Genomic DNA, 15,233 nt, shown 5'->3' on the forward strand with positions numbered 1-15,233 from the left:
CTGCGGAGCTAGGCAGCAAACTTGCCGCCCAGCTCGTCCTCGATATGGATGCGGATGATGTCGTCGAACGTCTTCTCGGCGGTGGTGAAGCCGAGCTTCAGTGCGCGGTCGGTGGCGAAATCGCGCGGCCAGCCCGCGACGATGCCAATGATGGTCGGATCGGGCACCCGCTTGATCCGCGCGGTGACGTTCTTGCCGGCGACGCGCTCCAGCGAGGCGATCTGCTCGCCGACGGTGACGGACATCCCGGGCATGCTGAGATTGCGCCGCGGCCCCATCGCATTGAGGTCCATCGTTCCGGCATGGACCAGGAATCCGACCGCCGACTTCGGCGAGGCATGCCAATGCCGGACATCCTCGGACACCGGCAGAACAGCCTCCTCGCCCGCCAGCGGCTCGCGGATGATATTGGAGAAGAAGCCGGACGCCGCCTTGTTCGGCTTGCCCGGGCGCACACAGATCGTCGGCAGGCGGATGGAGATGCCGTCGAGCAGGCCCTTGCGGGTGTAGTCGTTGATCAGGAGCTCGCAGATCGACTTCTGCGTGCCATAGCTGGTCAGCGGCGTGTGGAAGAACTCGTCACCGATCTTCTCGGGGAACGGAGCGCCGAACACCGCAATCGACGAGGTGAACACCAGCCGCGGCTTGTAGCCGCCGCCGACGTTGCGGATCGCGTCGATCAGATAGCGGGTGCCGTCGAGATTGATCCGGTAGCCCTTGTCGAACTCGGCCTCTGCCTCGCCCGAGACGATCGCGGCGAGATGGAAGATCACGTCCGGGCGCTCGGCGATCAGCGGCGCGGCAGCGCCGGCATCGGCGAAATCGGACGCGACGACACTGACCGGGATCGCGGCATTCGCAGGCTTCTGCGGCGCGACCACGTCCTGCAGGGTCATCCTGGTGATGTCCTGTTTGCCGAGGCGGCCCTCACGCAACAGACGCTCGGTCAGCTTGCGGCCGACCATGCCGGCGGCGCCCAGAATCAGAATGTGCACGACCCTGCTCTCCTCTTCTTGTCTTGTTGGCTTTGTTGTTCGAATTCAGCTGCGGGCCTTGCGCGTCATTCCTTCACGGCACCCGTCATCGCCGAGACATAATGCTCAACGAAGAAGGCGTAAAGAATAACCAGCGGCAGCGAGCCGCATAGCGCCCCTGCCATCAGGGAACCCCAGCGATAGATGTCACCGTCAACGAATTCGTTGACGATGGCGACCGGCACGGTCTTGTTCGGGGTCGATTGCAGGAACGTCAGCGCGTAGATGAACTCGTTCCAGCACAGCGTGAAGCAGAAGATGAAGGCCGAGATCAGGCCGGGAATGGCGAGCGGCAGCACGATCTTGATCAGGATCTGCCAGCGGCTGGCGCCGTCGATCAGTGCGCACTCCTCGAGCTCGAACGGGATGGTCTTGAAATAGCCCATCAGCAGCCAGGTCGAGAACGGGATCAGGATCGTCGGATAGGTCAGGATCAGCGCTAAGGGCGAGTCGAACAGACCGTACTGGAACACGACGGTGGCGAGCGGAATGAACAGGATCGACGGCGGCACCAGATAGGCCAGGAAGATCAGGCCGCCGACGACATTGGCGCCCTTGTAGCGCAACCGCACGATCGCGTAGGCCGCGAGCACGCTGGCGATGATCGACAGCACCGTGGCGCCGATCGCCACATACATCGTGTTCCAGAGCCAGTGCGGATAGTAGCTCTCGAACAGCAGCTTGTGGATGTGCTTGAAGGTCGGATTCCAGGTCCAGAACGGATTGTACCTGTCGAGGTCGAGCAGCTGGTCATCCGGCTTGATCGCCGTCAGCCCCATCCAATAGAACGGGAACAGCAGGATGATGACGATGATCGACAGCGGGATGTAGAGCGTCACGATCCGCCGCGGCACCGACTGCAAATAGCTCATGCCCTCGCTGTTATCGACGCGCGCCGGCGTCGACAGGATGGACTTGAGATCGGCCTTCTGTGCGGGGAGATCAGTCATTGTTTTCTCCCGGGCGCGCGCCGGGCTTGCCCCGTTCGCGCAAAGACACCAGCAAGCGGCAGAGATCAGTCATTGCTCTCTCCCTGTTGCCACTTCCGGCGCTGCAGGCCGAACCAGGACACCATGATCGCAGCGAGCAGGAACGGGATCATCGCGCTCGAGATCGCAGCGCCCTCGCCCAATTGCCCGGCGATGATCGCGCGCTGATAGGACAGCGTCGCCATCAGATGGGTGGCGTTGACCGGGCCGCCGCGGGTCATCGCCCAGATCAGCTGGAAGTCGGTGAACGTGAACAGCACCGAGAAGGTCATCACGACGGCGATGATCGGCGTCAGCAACGGATAGGTGATGAAGCGGAACATCTGCCAGCGCGAGGCGCCATCGAGCGTCGCCGCTTCATAGAGCGACGGCTGCACGGTTTGCAGGCCCGCCAGCAGCGTGATCGCAACGAACGGCACGCCGCGCCAGATATTGGCGAAGATCACGCAGATCCGGGCCCAGGTGCTGTCGCCGAGGAAATTGATGTTTTGCGTGATCAGGCCGAGATGCTTCAGCGACCAGGAGATGATCGAGAACTGGGAATCGAAGATCCACCAGAACGCAAGCGCCGATAGCACCGTCGGCACGATGAAGGGGATCAGCACGGCGGCGCGCAGCAGCGCCTTGAACGGCATGCGCTCGTTGAGCAGCAGCGCCAGATAGAGCCCGACCGCGAATTTGATGGCGCTGGCGATGAAGGTGTAGATCAGCGTGTTGAACACCGACAGCCAGAAGATCGAATCGTCCCACAGCCATTCATAGTTCTCGGTGCCGATGTAGTGGCCGACGCGCCCGATCCGCGCATCCGTGAACGACAGCCAGATCCCGAGCCCCAGCGGATAGGCCAGAAAGAAGATCAGGAACGCCAACGCCGGCAACATGAACCAGAAGCCGAGCCAGTTCTTGTTGTGGCGGAGCTTGTCCCAGGCGGTCGCTTCGCGGATTTCGGTCTTCGCACGTCGCGGCGCGAGCGCAATGTCAGCCATAGGCGATGTCCCGATTGCTCAAAAGACTGAGCATGACCACGCAATATTCCAGTGATGTCATTCCAAATGACGGTGCGAGCGGCGGCGATCCGCCGCCCGCGCCGATCACATCAGCGATAGATACGCTTCAATTGCCGCTCGGCTTCCACCATCGCGGCCTTGCCGTCCTTGGCACCGGTGCAGTAGTTCGCGAACATGTCGACCACGATGAAGTCGGCGATTGCGGTCGCCGCCTTCTCGCCGGGCGTGCCGATGCCGGAGGCCGGGAGCGTGCGCTTGGAGGCCTGCGCGAACACGGCGTTCTTGGGGTCCGCCGTCCACACCGGCGCCGACTCATACGCATTCAGCGTTTGCGTAAGGTAGCCCTGAGCGCCATCCAGCCACTTGTCGTACTGCTCTTTCTCCAGCATGAACGCGACGAACGCCTTTGCGGCATTCGGATATTTGGTGAAGTTGAACGCAAGGATTGGAAACGCAAGCTGCAATTCCGTCGGCTTGCCGATCGGGCCGATCGGGTGCAGCGCGTGATAGGTGTCTTCGGCAAGTTCCTTCTTGGTGGGATCGGTTTTGGCGGCCACGTAGATGGAAATGCCGTTGAGCGTGCAATAGAGCTCACCGGCCAGGAACGCCTTGTTGTTGGAGGAGTCGTTCCAGGACGCGACGCCCGGAATGAAGGTCTCCGACAGCGCCTTGGCATATTCCAGCGCCTTCATCGTCTCCGGCGAGTTGATGATGACCTTGTCGTCCTTGTCGACGGTCCAGGCGTTGTGGCCCCAGAGCAGCCAGTGCAGCCAGCCGTTGGCGTCGCCGCTGGCATGTCCCAGCGCAAAGCCGGCCGGCGTGTTGTTCGCCTTCAACGCCTTGCACATCTCGAGGAAGCCCGGAAAATCCTTCGGGAATTCCTTGAAGCCCGCCTTGTCGGTCGCCGACTTGCGATAGGTCATATACCCGCCGTTGGTGGCGACGGGGATGCCAAGCCAGTCATTGCCGAGCTTGCAGGTCTTGGCGGCCGCATCCGTCCAGCCGCCATATTTGTTGCCGAGATAATCGGCAACGTCGTTCATCTTGAGGACCTTGGTCGGAAACAGCTGCGGCAGCGTGTGCAGGCCCCAGGCGAGGTCGAGGCCCGAGCCGGTGTTGGCGGCGACCGAAGCCTTCGGCTGCACGTCTTCGAAGGACTCGCTGAATACGTTCATCTCGGTGCCGGTTGCCGCCTTGAAGGCCGCCACCATGGCATTGAACGCATCGTCTTCCGCGGGCACGAAGCGCTTCCAGCGCATCACGGTGAGCTTGGCGCCGGGCTCCGCCTTCCAGGGCGCGGTCTGCGCCCAGGCCTTGGCGAAGTCAAACAGCGCCGGCCCGGTGAGCATCCCGGCTGCGGCCAGCGCGGTGCCGCCCTGAAGTAGCGAGCGGCGAGTCAAATCGTGCATCGTCTTCCTCCCAATAAATGTGTTTTTATTGTTTTTTGATCTGGCCTGTTGGTCGGCCATTATGATCGATCAGTCCGTCAGCTATTCAGTCGTTTCCCCGTCGCATCGTCGAACAGATGAACCAGGCCCGGATCCGGCTTGAGCCGAACCTTGTCGCCGGGATTGAACAGATGGCGCTCGCGGAACACGGCGACAACCTGCTCGCCGCCGAGCTTGGCGAACACCTGGGTCTCCGAGCCGGTCGGCTCGACCACCACGATCTCGGCCTCGGCGCCGTCATCGGCGATGGTGAAATGCTCCGGCCGCACGCCGTAGACCGCAGGCTTGCCGTCGGAATTGGCCGGCGCGGATTTCAACGGCAGCTTGACGCCGTTCGGCCCCTCGAAATAGGCGGCGCCGTTCACCTTCACATTGCCCTTGAGGAAATTCATCGCTGGCGAGCCGATGAAGCCGGCGACGAACTGGTTCGCCGGCGTGTCATACAGCTCGAGCGGCGAGCCCATCTGCTCGACGATACCGTCATGCATCACCACGATCTTGTCGGCCATGGTCATCGCCTCGATCTGGTCGTGGGTGACGTAGACCGTCGTGGTCTTCAGCCGCTGGTGCAGTTCCTTGATCTCGGTGCGCATCGCCACGCGCAGCTTGGCGTCGAGGTTCGACAGCGGCTCGTCGAACAGGAACACCTGCGGATCGCGCACGATGGCGCGGCCCATCGCGACGCGCTGGCGCTGGCCGCCGGAGAGCTGGCGCGGATAGCGCTCGAGCAGCGGGGTCAAAGCGAGGATTTCCGCCGCGCGCTTGACGCCGGTCGAGATTTCGTCGGGCTTGGCGCCGCGCAGCTTGAGCGAGAAGCCCATATTGTCGGCAACCGTCATGTGCGGATAGAGCGCATAGTTCTGAAACACCATCGCAATGTCGCGCTCTTTGGGCTGGACATTGTTGACGACGCGGTCGCCGATCGAGATCGTGCCCGAGGTGATGTTCTCAAGCCCCGCCAGCATGCGCAGCAGGGTCGACTTGCCGCAGCCCGACGGGCCGACCAGAACGACGAACTCGCCGTCCTCGATCGGGATCGACACGCCGTGCAGGACTTCAAAATTGCCGAACGATTTCCGCACGTCGCGAATCTGGACCGACGACATCCACTTCCCTCCCTCAAGTTCCCGACGGCGTACGACGAGTGCCGCCACCGCTCTGTTTTGTTCCGGCCACGCTGGGCGCGCGGCTCTGTTGGACCGACGATATTGTCCGCAGTTTATCCGATTTTGGCAATCGTTCGATTAGCAATCGCTTGGTAGCGCTGTCAATATCGGTTTGTCTGCGACGAACGTCGTGATATGAGCGGCAAATGGCCCGAAAGCGCATCACGCCTGGCAAGATCCGGCTCGCCGAAGTCGCGAAGCTCGCCGGCGTCAGTCCGATTACGGCCTCGCGCTTCTTCAGGAATCCGGAGGCACTGTCGGCCGGCAAGCGCGCCCGGGTCGAGAGTGCGGCAAAAGAACTCGGTTACGTGCCCAATCTCGCGGCACGCGCGCTTGCGTCGCAGCGCACCGAGGTGATCGGTGTCCTGATCCCGTCGCTGACCAACAATGTGTTCGCCGACGTGCTGCGCGGCATCTATGACGCGCTCGACGGCCGCCGCTACAGCATTCAGCTCGCCAACACCCGCTACAGCATCCTGCAGGAAGAACGCCTGCTGCGTCTTTTTCTGGCACAGAAGCCGGCCGGGCTGATCATTACCGGCATCAACCAGACCGCCGATTCCCGCCGCATCATGGAAACGGTCGATTGCCCGATCGTGCAGATCATGGAGGTCGGCCCCGCTCCGATCGACATGATGATCGGATTCTCGCATTTTGACGCGGCCAAAGCTGCGATCGCCCATCTCCTCGCGCAGGGCTACCGGCGGATCGGCTTCCTCGGCGCGCGGATGGATCCGCGCGTGCAGCGGCGGCTGGACGGCTATCGCGCCGCGATAACCGAGGCCGCGCTGTTCGATCCGCAGCTCATCGTCACCACGGCGATACCGACCTCGGTGACGCTGGGCGGGACGCTGTTTGCCGACCTGCTCGCCAAGGCGCCCGACATCGACGCGGTGTTCTGCGTCAATGACGACCTTGCGCTCGGCGCGCTGTTCGAATGCAAGCGCCGCCACATGGCGGTGCCGGAGCAGATGGCAATCGTCGGCTTCAACGACCTCGAATTCATGGCCTCGAGCGAGCCGACGCTGAGCAGCGTCCGCACCAATCGCTACGAAATGGGCAGAAACGCTGCCATGATGGTGATCGAAACGCTGGAAGGCCGCCGGCCCGCCGAGCCCGTCGTCGATCTCGGCTTCAGTGTCATGGAACGGCAGAGCTCGGCGCGACACAACTGACATCCACCCGACACCAGCCCGTCACAAGGACGCGAAAAATGACAAAATGATAGCGCAACCAAGTGCCTTCAACTAAGGTCCAATCCATCCAGTGAAACACCTCTGCGTGATCGCCTGAGTTTGTAATGACCGACGATTTGCGCAAGGTAGAACAACGTTGAACCAGAGCCCTTGAATGGGCCCAGCAAGATTTGCATTGCGGGAGAAACCAATGACAAAACCCCACACCAACGGGCACAGTGCCGCAGGCGAGACCACAAAGGGCAAGGGCCGCAGGCTCCGCTCCCAGGAATGGTTCGACAACCCGCACAATCCGGGCATGACCGCGCTCTATCTCGAGCGCTACCTCAATTACGGCCTGACCCGCGAAGAATTGCAGTCGGGCAAGCCGATCATCGGCATCGCGCAGACCGGCAATGACCTGTCGCCCTGCAACCGGCATCACCTCGAGCTTGCCCACCGCGTCCGCGAGGGCATCCGCGCCGCCGGCGGCATCGCGATGGAGTTTCCGACTCATCCGATCCAGGAGACCGGCAAGCGCCCGACCGCAGCGCTCGACCGCAACCTCGCCTATCTCGGCCTCGTCGAAGTGCTGTTCGGCTATCCGCTCGACGGCGTGGTGCTGACCACCGGCTGCGACAAGACCACGCCGGCCTGCATGATGGCGGCTGCGACCGTGAACCTGCCGGCGATCGTGCTCTCCGGCGGCCCGATGCTGAACGGCTGGCACGAAGGCCAGCGCACCGGCTCCGGCACCGTGGTGTGGAAGGCGCGCGAGCGGCTCGCCGCGGGCGAGATCGACTATGAGCAGTTCATCGAGATCGTGGCCTCCTCGGCCCCCTCGGTCGGCCATTGCAACACCATGGGCACCGCCTCCACGATGAACTCGCTGGCGGAAGCGCTCGGCTTCTCGCTGCCGGGCTGCGCGGCGATCCCGGCACCCTATCGTGAGCGCGGCCAGATCGCCTACGAGACCGGAAAACGCATCGTCGACATGGTCTGGGAAGATTTGAAGCCGTCGGACTTCCTGACCCGCGAGGCGTTCGAGAACTGCATCGTGGTCAACTCCGCGATCGGCGGCTCGACCAACGCACCGATCCACATCAATGCGCTGGCGCGCCATGTCGGCGTCGAGCTGTCGATCGACGACTGGCAGAAATACGGTCACGACGTGCCGCTGCTGGTGAACATGCAGCCGGCCGGCTTCTATCTCGGCGAGGAATATCACCGTGCCGGCGGCGTGCCCTCGGTCGTGCGCGAGCTGATCAAGCACAAGCGCATCCATGAAGACGCCCTCACCGTCAACGGCCGCACCATGGGCGAGAACTGCAAGGAGGCGCCTGCTCCCGACGGCGACGTGATCTGGGGCTACGACAAGCCGCTGGTGAAGGACGCCGGCTTCATCGTGCTGCGCGGCAATCTGTTCGATTCGGCGATCATGAAGACCAGCGTGATCTCGAAGGAATTCCGCGACCGCTATCTGTCCAACCCGAAGGACCTCAACGCCTTCGATGGCCGCGCCGTCGTATTCGAAGGCCCGGAGGATTACCACAACCGCATCGAGGATCCCGCGCTCGACATCGACGAGCACTGCGTCCTGTTCATCCGCGGCACCGGCCCGATCGGCTATCCCGGCGGCGCCGAGGTCGTGAACATGCAGCCGCCGGCCGCACTGATCAAACGCGGCATCCTGTCCCTGCCCTGCATCGGCGACGGCAGGCAGTCCGGCACGTCGGGCTCGCCGTCGATCCTCAACGCCTCGCCGGAGGCCGCGGCCGATGGCGGGCTCGCGATCCTGAGGAGCGGCGACAAGGTGCGCATCGACCTCAACAAGGGCAGCGCCAACATCATGATCTCGGAGGATGAGCTGCGCACCCGCCGCGCCGAGCTGAAGGCCAGGGGCGGCTTCCCGCACCCGGCCAACCAGACGCCGTGGCAGGAGCTCTACCGCCAGACCGTCGGCCAGCACGCCACCGGCGCCTGCCTCGAGCTCGCGACGCGTTACCACGACATTGCCGGCAAGGTCGGCGTGGCGCGGGATAATCATTGATACCTCGACGTCATTGCGAGGAGCGCAGCGACGAAGCAATCCATAGCTCCGCAGCGGAAGAATGGATTGCTTCGCTCCGCTCGCAATGACGAAACAAAATCAAGGCGAACTCTGGGAGATACGAATGTCCAATCGACTGAAGGGAAAGCGCGCCGTTGTCACCGCCGCGGCGGCCGGCATCGGGCGCGCATGCGCGATCGCATTCGCGCGTGAAGGCGCGACCGTGATCGCCACCGACATCAACGAGAGCGGCATCGCCACGCTGGGCAAGGAAGGCATCGCCGAGACCGCCCGGCTCGACGTTCGCAGCACGGCTGACGTCAACAGCTTCGCCAAGCGCGTCGGCAAGATCGACGTCCTGCTCAATGCGGCGGGCTTCGTGCATCACGGCACCATTCTGGAGTGCTCCGACGAAGACTTCGACTTCTCGTTCGACCTCAACGTCAAATCCATGCACCGGACCATCAAGGCATTTCTGCCTGCGATGCTGGAAGGCGGAGGCGGCAGCATCGTCAACATTTCGTCCTGCGCGGCGTTGCGGCCGCCGGCCAATCGCTACGTCTACAGTGCGTCGAAAGCGGCGGTCTCGCTGCTCACGCGCGCGGTCGCGCTCGACTTCATCACCCAGGGCATCCGCTGCAACGCGATCTGTCCCGGCACCGTTGAAACGCCCTCGATGCTGGAGCGCGCAGCTGCCGCGGGTCCGGACGGACGCGAGAAGTTCGTCGCCCGCCAGAAGATGGGCCGGCTCGGCACCGCAGAAGAAATCGCGGCCATGGCGGTGTATCTTGCGAGCGACGAAGCCGCTTTCACCACCGGCGTTGACATGGTCGTCGACGGCGGCTTCATGCTCTGATGGGCACGCAAAGGCATTCAGCATGAACAAGATCGATCTCGACGGCCGCTGCGCCGTCGTCACCGGCGGCGCGCAAGGGTTCGGCCGCGCCATTACCGAGCGCTTCGTCGCATCCGGCGCCAAGGTCGCGATCTGGGATTTCGACCAGCCGCTCGCCGAAAAGACCGCGCGTGCGATCGGCGAGGACGTGATCGCGATCAAGACCGACGTCACCGATCCCGCCGCGGTCGACGCCGCGCGCGATCAGACGCTGCGGGCATTCGGCAAGATCGACATTCTCGTCAACAACGCCGGTATCACCGGCGCCAACAAGCCGGTATGGGAAACCGATCTCGACGACTGGCGCAGGGTGATGCGCATCAATCTCGAAGGTCCCTTCATCTGCTGCAAGGCGATCGTGCCGACCATGATCGGCCGGAAATACGGCCGCATCGTCAACATCGCCTCGATCGCCGGCAAGGAAGGCAATCCGAACGCCGCGCATTATTCCTCGTCGAAGGCCGGCTTGATCGCGCTCACCAAATCGCTCGGCAAGGAGCTCGCGCAGCATGACATCCTGGTCAATGCGGTGACGCCGGCGGCGGCGAAGACCGCGATCTTCGACCAGATGACGCAAGCGCATATCGACTTCATGCTGTCGAAGATTCCGAAGGCTCGCTTCGTGCAGGTCGAGGAGCTTGCCGCGATGGTGGCGTGGCTGGCCTCGGAGGACTGCGCCTTCTCGACCGGCGCGGTGTTCGACATTTCCGGCGGACGCGCGACCTACTAGCTCGCGCGCTTCGTCTGCTGTCGAAGCGCGGCGACCAGGTGATCTGCCAATAGCGATGCCGCGCGCGACAGATTTGGCGCGCGGTGCAGGCGGATTTCGGCCCGCGGCAGCCGCGGCATGCCGTCACGCGCCGTCAGGCGTCGCAGCGCCGGCGGAAAGGTGCCGGACTTGACCACGGTCACGGCGAGCCCCTGCGCCGCGATCGCCTCGACCGCAGAAAGACTATGGCTGACAAAAGCGAGCCGCCACGGCCGGTTCGCTTCGTCCAGCGCCTGCATCGCCCAGGCCCGAAACAGACAGCCCTGCGGATAGAGCGCGACCGGCAGCGGATCGAATTCTTCGACACGATGCGATGCGCTGGCGGCCCACACCGCCTGCTCGGTGCGCAGCAACTCGCCTTCGCCGCGCCCTTCGGGGTGCATCGCGATCACGAGGTCATAGGCCTCGCCGAGCCGGTCGGTCATCGACGACGTCAGCCCCGTCTCCATCTCGACATGGATCAGCGGATAGTCGGCGACAAATTCCCTGAGCAGCGGCGGCACGATCAACGTCCCGTAGTCGTCCATCACGCCAAGGCGAACCCGCCCGTCGGTGCCGTGCTCGCGCACCCGGCCGATCGCTTCAGCGTTGAGGCTGAGAATACGGCGGGCATAACCGAGCAACCCCTCACCGGCTGCGCTGAGGTCGACACTGGACGTGCTGCGGTGAAACAGCTCGGCCTTCAGCCGTTCTTCCAGCCGCTTCACCTGCATGCTGACGGCGGATTGGGTCCGGTTCAGCGCCGTGGCGGCACGGGTGAAGGAGCGATGGTCCGCCACCGCGACGAAGGCTTGCAGGAGATCCGGGTCGAGGACAGGCGCGCTCATAACAAACCGTGATTTTGTCGATCATATTTATTCCATTCCATGAATACCTCCCCGTCCCTAGATTGCGCAAGCGAAACAGAGGGATCGAACGGGATGGACGAAATCTGGGGGGTATTGGCCGCGGTGCTGTCGAGCGCGATCGGCGGAACCTCGATCGGGGCGACGCGGTTTCTGGTCGGCGCGATAGATCCATTGGCGATCGGCGCGTTCCGTTTCGGCATCGGCGTCCTGCTGCTGCTGCCGCTGGCACTGCTGCAACGTGGAAGCTGGCCGCCGCGGCGCGACTGGCTCGGCACAACCGGCCTCGGCCTGCTGTTCTTTGCGGCGTTTCCGATCCTGTTCAACGCCTCGCTGATATCAACCACCGCCGCGCGGGGCGCGCTCGCGCTTTCGACCTTGCCGCTGCTGACCATGCTGGTCGGCGCGGCGCTCGGTGCCGAGCCACTCACCGCGCGCAAGGCCACAGGCGTGCTGGTCACCATCCTGGGGGTCTCGATGGCCCTGCTCTCCGGCCTTGCCACCGCTCCGCCGGGCGCCTGGCGCGGCGATCTGTTGATGGTCGCGGCCGCGCTGTGCATGGCGCTCTACAGCATCTGGTCGAAACCCTTCATCCGACGCTCCGGCCCGATCCCCTTCACCACGCTGGCGATGGCCGCCGGCGCCATGGTCCTGATCGCGGCCTCGCTGCTGCGCGGCAGTTTTGCGCCGGTCGCGGAGTTTGGCGCGCCGCAATGGTTCGGCGCGACCTATCTCGGCGCGTTCGGCGCGGCGCTCACCTTCTATCTCTGGGCGTTCGCACTGGAGCGGACGACCCCGACCCGGGTGGCGATCTCGGTCACCGTCAATCCGATCGCGGCATCGCTGGTCGGCGCGGTCCTGCTCGGCGAGCCGCTGAGCTGGAATCTGATCGCCGGCATCGTCACCGTGTTCGCCGGCATCTGGATCGCGACCACCCAGCCGCAACGGGTACCCGTGACCGCAGCGGATACACGCTGACCCCGCGGCCACTCACCGCCAAAGCCGTCAGCAAATCCGTGCTAGCCTGAGCTCCGGTCCCAAGCGAATCCGAGGCGGCACCACATTGAACATTTCCCTCTACGGCGTCTCCGTCTGGGTGCTGCCGGTGATCATCGCCATTACCTTCCACGAGGCCGCGCACGGCTTCGTCGCGCACCGGCTCGGCGACGACACCGCCTGGAAGCTCGGCCGCGTCAGCTTCAACCCGCTGAAGCATATCGACCCGTTCGGCACGCTGATCCTGCCCGCGGTGCTGTTGTTCGCGCATTCGCCGTTCCTGTTCGGCTACGCCAAGCCGGTGCCGGTCAACTTCCGCAAGCTCAACCATCCCAAGCTCGACATGGTGTGGGTGGCGCTGGCCGGCCCGGTCACCAACATCATCCTGGCGATCGCCGCCGCGCTGGCATTCCACGCGCTGCCATGGGTTCCGGCAGATGCGGCAAAATGGACCGCGGACAATCTGAAAAACGCGTTCCTGATCAACATCGTGCTCGCGATCTTCAACATGATGCCGATCCCGCCGCTGGACGGGGGCCGGGTCGCGGTCGGGCTGCTGCCGCGGCCGCTGGCGATCCCGCTTGCCCGGCTGGAGCCCTACGGCATGCTGATCCTGATCGGGCTATTGATCCTGCTGCCCGTGATCGGCCGGCAGGTCGGCCTAAATCTTGATGTTATTTCAACGATACTGCGAACTCTGACCGGCTATGTAATCAACGCCCTTCTCCTTATTACCGGAAACACATAGCCTTGATTTGCACATGACCTGATCGGAAAATCGGTACCCAATTTTCCGGATCATGCGCAGGGACGGGAACGCTTCGAGGCCATGGTGATCAAAGCTGCCGATATGCTGATTGCACGACGCGCCGACACCCGCGCGCGGGCCGACTTTGCGACCTGGAAAATGATGGCCAAGCTGAACGGCGCTTCCGCTTTGCCGCCCGAGGCGCAGAATTTCCTGGCCATCTACAAGAGGCTGCTGGACCAGATGACCGACGCCGAGGCCAGCGAGGCGACGATCCAGGAGATGTATCGCACCTATTATGCGGAGATGGGCGGCGCCGGAAAGGCGCCCGAGGTTCCGGCGCGCACGCGCGAACCGGTCGCCGACACCGGCAACGTCACCGCGTTCCGCCGCCTGCCCGCCAAGAAGTCGACCACCTCCGATCCGAACGCCAAGCGTCCGATGCCGGTGGCGCTGATCTTCGCCTGCCTCGTCGTGGTCTACGTCGCGATCCGCTACTACTGGAAATAGCGCCGTCCGCGCTTCAACTCAGCCCGACATTCATGATCGACGCGCGAGCCCGCGGCATCGCGTCGCGCGTCATTGGCCGGCCAATCGCCGCGGCGTGGAATATCGCGCGCGCTCGGTCGAAGCGGCGCCCTAGGCGATGCGCCCGATGCCGGGCATAATGCGGAACTAAAAAAGCAAAATCATATTGGAGGGAAGATGAAGCGTTCCGTTGCAGCCCTGGTCACGACAGCCTTGGTCATGACCACGAGCCTCGTGTTCGCCGGCACCGCGTCGGCGCAGACGATGGACAAGGTCGCCAAGGTCGGCGCCCTCGGCGATCAGTCCGGTCTCTATCAGGATATCGGCGGTCCCGGCTCGACGGTGGCGGCGCAGATGGCGATCGAGGATTCCGGGCTTCTGGCCAAGGGCTGGAAGATCGACCTGATCTCGGCCGATCACCAGAACAAGCCCGATGTCGCGGTCAACATCGGCAAGCAATGGATCGATGTCGAGAAGGTCGACGTGTTCGTCGATCTCGCGGCCTCCAATGTCGGGCTCGCGATCGCCAACCTTGCCAAGGAGAAGAACGTCGTCAATTTGAACTCGGGCTCCGCCTCGTCCGACCTCACCGGCGCGCAGTGCTCGCCGAACACGGTGCACTGGGTCTACGACACCTACATGCTCGCCAACGGCACCGGCAAGGCGCTGGTGAAATCCGGCGGCGACACCTGGTTCTTCCTCACCGCGGATTATGCGTTCGGCCAGGCGCTGGAGCGTGACACCTCGAATGTCGTCACCGCGAACGGCGGCAAGGTGCTCGGCAGCGTCAAGCATCCGCTCAACAATGCGGACTTCTCGTCGTTCCTGCTGCAGGCGCAGAGCTCGAAGGCCAAGATCGTCGGCCTTGCCAATGCCGGCGGCGACACCACCAACGCCATCAAGCAGGCCGCCGAATTCGGCATCGTCTCGGGCGGCCAGCGGCTCGCCGGCATGCTGCTGTTCATCACCGACATCAACGCGCTCGGCCTCAACGTCGCGCAGGGCCTGAACTTCACCGAGACATTCTACTGGGACATGAACGACCAGACCCGCGCCTTCACCAAGCGCTTCATGGAGCGCTTCAAGAAGAACCCGCCGACCATGGTGCAGGCCGGCGTCTATTCGTCGCTGATCCACTACTTCAAGGCGCTGGAGGCGCTCGGCGGCAATCCCCATGACGGGCGCGCCGTGGTTGCCAAGATGAAGGAACTGCCGACCGACGATCCGCTGTTCGGCAAGGGCTCGATCCGCATCGACGGCCGCAAGATCCACCCCGCCTACCTGTTCGAGGTGAAGAAGCCGTCGGAGTCGAAATATCCGTGGGACTATTACAAGCTGGTCGCGACGATCCCGGCGGATGAAGCCTGGTTGCCGCTCGAGAAGAGCGTCTGCCCGCTCGTGAAGAAGAGCTGAGTACCCGTCATTCCGGGGCTCGCCAACGGGTCCGCGCCAAGCGCGGCCCGATGACAGGCTCTGCGAGAATCTGGAATCCATCGATCCACCGAGCATCCGGCACGATGGATTCCGGGCTCGCGACTTCGTCGCGCCCTCAGATGCGCAATTGCGCATCAGGGAATGACAAC

At 63.7% G+C, this 15,233-nt stretch carries 14 protein-coding genes; 8 read left to right on the plus strand and 6 right to left on the minus strand.

Going from position 1 to position 15,233, the window contains the following annotated elements; all coding sequences use genetic code 11:
• Positions 1 to 8: 8 nt before the first annotated feature.
• From denD to FBZ93_RS03235, 5 genes are all read right to left on the minus strand, one after another.
• On the minus strand, positions 9 to 995 hold the full coding sequence (gene denD, locus FBZ93_RS03215; RefSeq protein WP_146984513.1) for a D-erythronate dehydrogenase: 987 nt from the start codon (positions 993 to 995) through the stop codon (positions 9 to 11).
• 65 nt (positions 996 to 1,060) lie between these two features.
• Positions 1,061 to 1,984, minus strand: coding sequence for a carbohydrate ABC transporter permease (locus tag FBZ93_RS03220; protein WP_050418827.1), 924 nt, complete (start codon positions 1,982 to 1,984; stop codon positions 1,061 to 1,063).
• A gap of 65 nt (positions 1,985 to 2,049) precedes the next feature.
• Entirely contained in the window at positions 2,050 to 3,009 is a 960-nt protein-coding gene (locus FBZ93_RS03225) for a carbohydrate ABC transporter permease (RefSeq protein ID WP_050418826.1), read from the minus strand.
• A gap of 110 nt (positions 3,010 to 3,119) precedes the next feature.
• Positions 3,120 to 4,439, minus strand: a complete 1,320-nt coding sequence (locus FBZ93_RS03230) for an ABC transporter substrate-binding protein (protein WP_146984514.1) — start codon at positions 4,437 to 4,439, stop codon at positions 3,120 to 3,122.
• A gap of 77 nt (positions 4,440 to 4,516) precedes the next feature.
• On the minus strand, positions 4,517 to 5,584 hold the full coding sequence (locus FBZ93_RS03235) for an ABC transporter ATP-binding protein (protein WP_050418824.1): 1,068 nt from the start codon (positions 5,582 to 5,584) through the stop codon (positions 4,517 to 4,519).
• A gap of 206 nt (positions 5,585 to 5,790) precedes the next feature.
• On the opposite strand from FBZ93_RS03235, the gene FBZ93_RS03240 reads away from it, so the two are divergent.
• The 4 genes from FBZ93_RS03240 (at position 5,791) to FBZ93_RS03255 (ending at position 10,494) form a co-directional block, all read left to right on the plus strand.
• Positions 5,791 to 6,819 carry a LacI family DNA-binding transcriptional regulator gene (locus FBZ93_RS03240; protein WP_146984515.1) on the plus strand — a complete coding sequence of 343 codons (1,029 nt, stop codon included), beginning with the start codon at positions 5,791 to 5,793 and terminating at the stop codon, positions 6,817 to 6,819.
• Between the two features lie 211 nt (positions 6,820 to 7,030).
• Positions 7,031 to 8,869, plus strand: coding sequence for an IlvD/Edd family dehydratase (locus FBZ93_RS03245; protein WP_146984516.1), 1,839 nt, complete (start codon positions 7,031 to 7,033; stop codon positions 8,867 to 8,869).
• 124 nt (positions 8,870 to 8,993) lie between these two features.
• Complete coding sequence (locus FBZ93_RS03250) at positions 8,994 to 9,725, plus strand: SDR family oxidoreductase (protein ID WP_146984517.1); 732 nt, start codon at positions 8,994 to 8,996, stop codon at positions 9,723 to 9,725.
• A 22-nt stretch (positions 9,726 to 9,747) separates the two neighbouring features.
• Complete coding sequence (locus tag FBZ93_RS03255) at positions 9,748 to 10,494, plus strand: SDR family NAD(P)-dependent oxidoreductase (protein ID WP_146984518.1); 747 nt, start codon at positions 9,748 to 9,750, stop codon at positions 10,492 to 10,494.
• On the opposite strand, the gene FBZ93_RS03260 is transcribed toward FBZ93_RS03255, so the two are convergent.
• Entirely contained in the window at positions 10,491 to 11,360 is an 870-nt protein-coding gene (locus FBZ93_RS03260) for a LysR substrate-binding domain-containing protein (RefSeq protein ID WP_146984519.1), read from the minus strand. The genes FBZ93_RS03255 and FBZ93_RS03260 overlap by 4 nt on opposite strands.
• A 93-nt stretch (positions 11,361 to 11,453) precedes the next feature.
• On the opposite strand from FBZ93_RS03260, the gene FBZ93_RS03265 reads away from it, so the two are divergent.
• The 4 genes from FBZ93_RS03265 to FBZ93_RS03280 all read left to right on the plus strand — a co-directional run bounded on the left by FBZ93_RS03265 (position 11,454) and on the right by FBZ93_RS03280 (position 15,063).
• Positions 11,454 to 12,356: a DMT family transporter gene (locus tag FBZ93_RS03265; protein WP_146984520.1), complete on the plus strand. Its 903-nt coding sequence runs from the start codon at positions 11,454 to 11,456 to the stop codon at positions 12,354 to 12,356.
• Positions 12,357 to 12,441: 85 nt separating this feature from the next.
• A complete protein-coding gene (locus FBZ93_RS03270; protein WP_146984521.1) occupies positions 12,442 to 13,122 on the plus strand; it encodes a site-2 protease family protein in 681 nt (226 codons plus the stop codon).
• Between the two features lie 102 nt (positions 13,123 to 13,224).
• A complete protein-coding gene (locus tag FBZ93_RS03275) occupies positions 13,225 to 13,632 on the plus strand; it encodes a hypothetical protein (RefSeq protein WP_167528918.1) in 408 nt (135 codons plus the stop codon).
• Between the two features lie 195 nt (positions 13,633 to 13,827).
• A complete protein-coding gene (locus tag FBZ93_RS03280; protein WP_146984523.1) occupies positions 13,828 to 15,063 on the plus strand; it encodes an ABC transporter substrate-binding protein in 1,236 nt (411 codons plus the stop codon).
• Positions 15,064 to 15,233: the final 170 nt, after the last annotated feature.

The organism is Bradyrhizobium macuxiense, from assembly GCF_007993935.1.
GTDB classification, from domain to species: Bacteria; Pseudomonadota; Alphaproteobacteria; order Rhizobiales; family Xanthobacteraceae; genus Bradyrhizobium; species Bradyrhizobium macuxiense_A.

Excerpts from the sequence above, each read along its gene's own strand:
- FBZ93_RS03255 (WP_146984518.1), top strand. The coding sequence starts at position 9,748 with ATGAACAAGATCGATCTCGACGGCCGCTGCGCCGTCGTCACCGGCGGC.
- FBZ93_RS03275 (WP_167528918.1), top strand. The coding sequence starts at position 13,225 with ATGCTGATTGCACGACGCGCCGACACCCGCGCGCGGGCCGACTTTGCG.
- FBZ93_RS03245 (WP_146984516.1), top strand. The coding sequence starts at position 7,031 with ATGACAAAACCCCACACCAACGGGCACAGTGCCGCAGGCGAGACCACA.
- FBZ93_RS03230 (WP_146984514.1), bottom strand. The coding sequence starts at position 4,439 with ATGCACGATTTGACTCGCCGCTCGCTACTTCAGGGCGGCACCGCGCTG.
- FBZ93_RS03240 (WP_146984515.1), top strand. The coding sequence starts at position 5,791 with ATGGCCCGAAAGCGCATCACGCCTGGCAAGATCCGGCTCGCCGAAGTC.
- FBZ93_RS03265 (WP_146984520.1), top strand. The coding sequence starts at position 11,454 with ATGGACGAAATCTGGGGGGTATTGGCCGCGGTGCTGTCGAGCGCGATC.
- FBZ93_RS03260 (WP_146984519.1), bottom strand. The coding sequence starts at position 11,360 with ATGAGCGCGCCTGTCCTCGACCCGGATCTCCTGCAAGCCTTCGTCGCG.
- FBZ93_RS03225 (WP_050418826.1), bottom strand. The coding sequence starts at position 3,009 with ATGGCTGACATTGCGCTCGCGCCGCGACGTGCGAAGACCGAAATCCGC.
- FBZ93_RS03280 (WP_146984523.1), top strand. The coding sequence starts at position 13,828 with ATGAAGCGTTCCGTTGCAGCCCTGGTCACGACAGCCTTGGTCATGACC.
- FBZ93_RS03250 (WP_146984517.1), top strand. The coding sequence starts at position 8,994 with ATGTCCAATCGACTGAAGGGAAAGCGCGCCGTTGTCACCGCCGCGGCG.
- FBZ93_RS03220 (WP_050418827.1), bottom strand. The coding sequence starts at position 1,984 with ATGACTGATCTCCCCGCACAGAAGGCCGATCTCAAGTCCATCCTGTCG.
- FBZ93_RS03235 (WP_050418824.1), bottom strand. The coding sequence starts at position 5,584 with ATGTCGTCGGTCCAGATTCGCGACGTGCGGAAATCGTTCGGCAATTTT.